General features: G+C 60.1%; 4 protein-coding genes. 2 read left to right on the top strand and 2 right to left on the bottom strand.

All coding sequences use genetic code 11. The annotated features are described in order from the left end of the window. Positions 1-118: 118 nt before the first annotated feature. The gene (locus tag ABYO54_RS12080) at positions 119-2848 is read right to left on the bottom strand and encodes a sensor histidine kinase (RefSeq protein WP_372808508.1); all 2730 of its coding nucleotides are present in this window, start codon (positions 2846-2848) and stop codon (positions 119-121) included. A gap of 44 nt (positions 2849-2892) precedes the next feature. Then, the gene (locus tag ABYO54_RS12075) at positions 2893-3552 is read right to left on the bottom strand and encodes a response regulator (protein WP_372808507.1); all 660 of its coding nucleotides are present in this window, start codon (positions 3550-3552) and stop codon (positions 2893-2895) included. A 403-nt stretch (positions 3553-3955) separates the two neighbouring features. Here ABYO54_RS12075 and ABYO54_RS12070 point away from each other — a divergent pair, with 403 nt between their 5' ends. Both ABYO54_RS12070 and ABYO54_RS12065 read left to right on the top strand, forming a co-directional pair. Continuing rightward, complete coding sequence (locus tag ABYO54_RS12070) at positions 3956-6127, top strand: Ig-like domain-containing protein (RefSeq protein ID WP_372808506.1); 2172 nt, start codon at positions 3956-3958, stop codon at positions 6125-6127. Positions 6128-6200: 73 nt separating this feature from the next. Then, on the top strand, positions 6201-6904 hold a 704-nt coding region (locus ABYO54_RS12065), incomplete at its 3' end, for a hypothetical protein (protein ID WP_372808505.1).

Genomic DNA, 6904 nt, shown 5'->3' with positions numbered 1-6904 from the left:
TGCATGCGAAGACGTTCCGACAAAATGATGCGGTGCGGGTGAAGGATAGGCTGAAAAATCGGTAATGGACTCCCTTGCTCGATCTCGGTGTCTTTGCAGGGCGGGAAGGGGAGGCCCCTTATTCCTGGGGGATGATGAGGGTGAGTTCGGTGCCGCGGCCGGGGTTGGACTGGATTTGGAGGTTGGCGTGGAGCCATTCGGCGCGTTGCTTGAGGGTGCGCAGCGTGCGGGGTCTGGCCAGCACGGCTTCGTCCATGCCGCTGCCGTTGTCCTTGATCCAAAGAACGATTTCCCGCTCCCGGAGCCGCAGCGAGATGTCGATATGGCTGCAGCCCGAGTGGCGCTTCGCGTTGTATAGGGCCTCCTTGTAGAAGAGCAGGATCCCTTTGCGCAGGCTATGCTCGAGCAAGGCCTCGCTCATGGCGGGGCCGGATTCGAACGTGTAGGTGGTTTTCCCGAGGATCAGGCCGGCGAGTTCCTGCATGTAGGCGACGATGTTTTGCGTGCGGCCGACTTCCGGCGCGGTGGTGCTGAGCACTTCGCGCAGTCCGAAGACGCTTTCGCGGGTGAGCCGGTAGATGGCTTCGAGCCGTTTCTGGTCGGGCGGCGTTTCGGTCTGCTCCTGTAGTTTTTCGACGTGGAGAATGATGGTGCCGAGGTTGCTGCCGACGTCGTCGTGGAGGTCGCTGGCGATCCGGGCGCGGGTGGAGCGCAGTTCCTTGCGCATGCGGATGCGGTTGCGCGCGATGAGGTATGCCGCGCCTCCGATGACCAGAAAAAGCAGGGTCAGGCTGCCGTGGACGAGGATTTTGCCGATATCCGTCAGGGTTTTTTTCTGGATGTTTTGAAGGATCAACTGCTCCTCCATCAACTGTTGGCGCCGGACCAGCCCGACGACCCATTGCCGGAGCGGCAGAACCTGTCCCGAGTGCGTCAGGCCGTCATTGGCGGGGGCCAGCAACCGCATGGCCTCGGTGTCGGGAGGATCGCCCGGTGCGGCGCGGAGTTTTTTTCCGATAAATTGCTCTTCGAACGCCGTTGCGCGCGCCGCTTCTTCGCCCTTGTGCAGGGCCGCGATTTCGCTGAACGCAATGCCCGGAACGGCCTTGGGAACGGGCTGCGACGCCTCGTAGACGGTCAGCCGCACCGCCTGGGCCGTCGTTTCGGGGAAATAGGCAAAATAGGGATTCAGGCCGGGTTTGCGCAACGGGAAGCTTTGGTAGGTGGTGTCCGACTGGACGACGCGGCCGTGGGCGTCGAGCAGTTCGATGGCGAAGCGCACGGGGAAGTTCTGTCCGTAGGAATGCTCGATGGCGGGGTCGATTCGCACGGTGTCGATGGGGATTTCGCGGGGATAGGTGCAGGTGAGGGTGTAGGAACCGGGGATGACCTTGTTTCCGAGTCGCCCTTTTTTTATGAACGGATGGGATTTTGACCGGCTGCTTAATTGGGGGAGACCGAGCGGGGTTTGGGCATCGGTCAGGAATTCCTGCGCCAGCACATGGTAGCCTTGCCGCGAGCTGCTGGTTTTGCAAACGGCCCGCGGCGCCACGTTGTCGGAACCCGAAAAGATGCAGATTTCGGCGAAGCCGGCGGCATGCCACATTTCATAGGGGTGTTGCGGCAGGTCGGTGCAGCGGAGGGTCAGCTTGCGGGTAAGGACCGGGGGGAATTCGATGAGGTTCGGCAGGGATTGGGGGATGAGCGGCTGGCCGGCGGCGCAGCGGGCGATGGTTTGGTTTTGGCCGTCGATCTCGGCTTCAACCACGATGGTGCCGGGCCAGTAGAGGTTTTCGCCGTAGATTTCATCCATGAACAGGCGCAACGGGAACAGGGCGATGGCATCGAGTGCTACCGGGTCTTTCCAGCGAAACGTAATCGTCGCCACGCTGTTGGAGGAGTTTAGCCCGTGGGAGAGAAAGCCCCCGGTTCCGGTCGGTTCCTGCTGATAGGGGTGCGGCAGCGTTTCCAGTTCTTTGCCGATGGTTTCCAGCCGCGCTTCGTGCTTCCTGAAGTTTTTCGCGAAGCCGCGCGCCACCATCAGTTCCAGCGAGTTCGATTGATTGGGCGGCCCGGCGCGGCCGCGCTGCGCCGTTGCCTTGGGAACAAAAACCGGAAGCGGATCGAACGTCACTCCGGTCAGGCTGGCGCCGTGGGTCGTGCGGCGCTGGGTTCCCGAAATGGTAAAGGTCGTGTTGGTAGCGTCGTTGAGGGCAACGTCGAAAAAGACGAAGTTGCCGAAACCGGCGGTATTGTTCTCCAAGCCGGCAACGGTGGCGACGGCGGAACCCCCGCTCAAAGTATAGCTCGTCGGATCCCAGCGGCCATTCTGCTGGTCTTGCGTTCCGCCGACCAGGCCCAGCCGGAATTGGCGGGGCGCGCCGGCCGATAGCGTGAACCTCAGGATCTCGCGCGACGCACCGATGCCGCCGCCCGTGGTCACCGCACTGCCTACCGAGCCCCAGTCCGCGACGGCGGCGCCGATGGGGGCCGTCGGATCATCCATCGGCCCCTGCCCATGGGAAGACTGGGCAACGCTCGAAAAATCCGCCCCCGGAGCAAACGAAGCCCAGGGCGCGCCCACCTGGGTGTGTTTGGCAAAGGGCCGGTTGTAGGCGGTCGCGCCGCCGTCGCCGAACATGAACACGCCTTCCGTTCCATAAACCTGGTCGTCGTCGGCATCGAAGCGCTTGGGCACACCGGTCGAGCGATACGCGGCCGCTTCGTTGTCCGCCGTTCCCAGAATGTCGTACCCGGTTCCGTCCCCGACCACCGCAAATTCGATGGCGGCATGGGAGGCCATGCCCAGCAGCCCCGCAATCGCCAGCGCACGCCGGACGTTCTTCATTCCCGTTTCACGACGGACCCTTCGCCTGCCGCGGGAACGCCGCATCAGATGATACCCATGGAAGAGGCCTTGCTGATGGCCCCGGAAACGTTGTGGACCTGGAGTTTCTGGTAGACGTTCCGGATGTGGGTGCTGACCGTGTGCTTGCTGACGTTCAGCTTGTCGGCGACCTCCTGCCGGCTGAGCCCTTCGGCCAGCAGCTTGAGGACATCGGTTTCGCGTTCCGACAGCTCGGTTTCGGGCGAGGCCGGCTTGAAATTCGCAAAGGTGTCGAACACCATTTTTGCGATTTCCGCGCTGAGCGGCGCAATGCCGTGGCAGGCATCTTCGATGCCCTGCACGATCGCCTTCAGGCCGTCGGACTTGATCAGATAGCCCGATGCCCCGGCGCCCAGCGCCTGAAAGACCCGGGCCTTGTTGTCGAAAACCGTGAGCACCAAGACCGTCGTTTCGGGGGCGGCCTTGCGGATCAGGGGGATGGCATCGATCCCATCCATGCCCGGCAAGCCCAGGTCCAGGATCAGGACGTCGGGAGCCGCCGATTCCTTCAGGAATTCAAAAGCGTCTTCCGCGTTCGAGAGGGTGGCGCAGATATCGAAGCGGCCCGTTGATTCGAGGGCTTCGAGCAATGCTTCGCGAAAATCGGCGTGATCTTCGATCAGGCAGATGCGGGTGGGGGCCGTAGGCTTTTCTGGTTCAGTCATGATGCAACAATGTAAGGGCGATCGGCCTGCGCATGTCAAGGATGGAGGGCCGCGTTGTCGCCGGTGGGCGGCCTGGAAATCCACCGACAACCCTTGGAAGATAAAAAAAGAAACAAAAATACCCTTTTCCGGCGATGGCGCGAGTTCGTCGACTCGTCTAGCTTCCGTCTGTTAATTGGGTACGGGCAGATCCCGCAGTGGGGCTTGCTCGGTAGCTGCCTCGAATAAAGGCTTGGATTTCCCCGAACGGTGGGTGGCGAAGGAGCGGGCGGAATATCTGCCGCGTGTCCTCAAAAATGGGGATAGACAAAGTTTATTTCATTTGCTAGCAAAGGGTTAAACGTAGAAGAAGGTTTTGTGGCGTTCTGAAGGAGAGCGAAAGAAGAGACAAAAGGAGAAGAAGATGAAGAAGCAATGGTTCGGGATGATGACCGTGCTGGCGGGCGGACTGCTGGTGGGTTCGGCCTCGGCGAGTACCGTCGCGGTGCCGCTTGGAAATGGAACCGGCGAAAGTGGTACGCAGGTCGGCGCGGGCGCTTTCAATACGGTCAAAAACGGCCTCAGTGCGCAGGCCGGAACGCTCTGGGGAGTGGCCAACACCGCCGACGTTGCGGGCATGCTTTATGCAACCTATTCCGATGTCGCGGGAGCGGAACTCCCGGGGACGATTCAGGCCGGGATTTATACCTTTACGGCTGCAGTAGGTAATAACGGCGATGGAGCATCATTTGCAGGCCTCAATGACCTCAGTTCAGGAACCAATACCGCCCAAGGGGTTGTTGCCGGATTTTTTACGACGCTGCAGACCGGAACCGGCGCGGCTAACTCGGATAAAGCCGATGCCAATAAAAACAATATGCATACCGAGTTCAACGCGGTCTCCGGTGTGACCTACACCCCGCCGACCGAAGCGGATCCCGGAAATGATGCCTGGACCACCTGGACCTTCACGTGGGAAGTGGCGGAAGGCAGCCCGGTGATCGGGACGGATCCGTATATCGGTGTGTATGTCCGCACGGGTGCCAATGGTGGAGGAAACGGGTTCTGGGATGATTCCACGTTGGCGTATATCTCGGCAGGAGCAGGCAATATTCCGCCCAGCGCATTCGGGCAGGAAATCACCCTGTTCCCCGACTCCTCCACGAATCTCACCCTGACGGGTTCTGATTTCGAGGGGAGCGAACTGACCTATGAAGTAACCGGGTTCCCGGCGAACGGCTCGTTGGTCACCAACGGGGCACTGCCGAACCTGATCTATACCCCCGATGCGGAATTCCAGGGCATCGACACCTTCACGTTCATCGTCAACGATGGAGAAGACGACAGCGAGCCGGCGACGATCACGATTACGGTAACCAACCAGGCACCCACTGCTGCATCGCTTAATGCATCCACGTTCGTGGATGCCGACTTGAATATCATTCTCATCGGCACCGATCCGGACAACGGACCGAGCGGCCTGACGTATGACTATACTGCGCCGGCACACGGCTCGTTGAGCGGTACTGCGCCGAACCTGATCTATACCCCCGATACCGGCTATGTCGGCGATGACAGCTTCACGTACACCGTCAACGACGGCCTGGCTTCGAGCGCAGTGGCCACGGTGTCGATCACCGTTAAAGAAGCGTTGATTTGGGGGCCGACCATCAGCGTGAACTTCTATGTCGGCGACGACAGCGATGCCCAGGCGGATCACGAGCTGACCGGTTCAGAGGCTGCCGGACTCAACAACAGTACCAACTGGAACAACATCAATTGCGGAAACGGAGGCGTTAATAGCGATCCTCTTCCCACGACCGTGTTGTCGGATGATTCCGGAAACACCAGTGCGGCGACGCTGGAGCAAATCGGTACCAGCTCAATGTTTGTCGGCTATGCGGCCTCGGCGGCCTCCGCGGAACAGGAACTTGGACTGCCCGGAACCGATCACGACCAGTTGTTCAACTCCTATCTGGGCCTGAACGATAGTACCGATATTGACGGCATCTCGATCACTGGTCTGGGGCCGGAATACATCGGACAGGGCTATAAGCTGATCATCTATGCCGATACCGACCGCAGGGGAACCGGCAATAATCCCCGCCAGAGCGAATATACCGTCACTCCGTTTGGTGAAAGCGCGATCGTGGTGTTCAACGAGGATGATGATGTCAGCGCGACTCCGACCTACAACACGTTCGACGGCACGTACATCGAAAGCGACGGCGTTGAGGATGGTGCGGATTATTCAAACTATGTGGTGGTCTCGAACCTGACCGCCTCCAGCTTTACCATTGCGGTGCGATCGCCCGATGGCGGACGCGGAGGAATCAGCGGCTTCCAGATTGTCGCCAATGCGCCGTTGGTTACCAGCATCGAGAACTTTGGGGTCGGGGTGGTTTCCGGCGGGACCGAAGTGGTCCTCTCCTGGACCGCCGCCCCGGGCGCATCCTACGGCGTTGAGGCCACCGACAACCTCGTGAGCGGAACCTGGACCTCCGTTTCCAGCGGACTGACCGGGGACGGACTGCTTTCCGTGACCAATGCCATCACGGCGGATCAGCAGTTCTTCCGCGCCTACCTCGAAGACTAAAACTTCGCGGCCTTGATATTTCCGCAACGGGGCGACCCGTTGCGGTGTTCACACACACAAAGAAGGGAATGACATGAAAAAAACAGCAGTACTTATCGCTGGCCTCGCTTTGGCGGGGGTGGCTTTCGCCGATTTCGTTAAAACAGTTCCTCTAGGCGAAGGTGGAACGCAGCTGGGAGCCGGGGCCACCAATACGACCAAGGACAACCTGGATGCGGAAAACGGCAGTCTGTGGGGCGTCAGCAATGCCAACGACTACATGGGGTTGCGCTATTGGACGTTTTCCGATATCGCCGGGGCTGGGGAAACGATTCAAACAGGCACGTACACCTTATCGCTTCGGGTCGGCAATGGGAACGTGTTTGCTTTTTCCGGCCTGAACACGCCTGTCGACGGAGATACCTCGGCCGGGGTTGCGGCAGGGTTTTTCGAAACGGCGCCTGTTGCAAGTGCGAATGCCGCTACTGCGCGGAACAATGCACAGACGGCCAAGAACAACATGTACCTGGAGTTCAATGGCGTTTCCGGCGTGACCTATACCGCACCGACCGAGGCGGCTCCGGCCGATCTGACCTGGACGACCTGGACCTTTACTTGGGAGGTCGCCGAAGGAAGTTCGGTTATCGGGAAAGATTTATACTTCGGCGTCTATAACAAGACGGGGGGTAACGGGTCTGCATTTTTCGACGACTCGACCCTGAGTTACGCCATTCCGGAACCGGCCACGCTGGGACTGTTGGCCGCCTTCGGCGGCGGGATTCTGTTTATCCGCCGGCT

It is taken from the genome of Pontiella sp. (assembly GCF_041622395.1).
GTDB lineage: Bacteria > Verrucomicrobiota > Kiritimatiellia > Kiritimatiellales > Pontiellaceae > Pontiella.
Note: the sequence above shows the minus strand (reverse complement) of the source record. Positions and strands in the feature narration are given on the sequence as shown.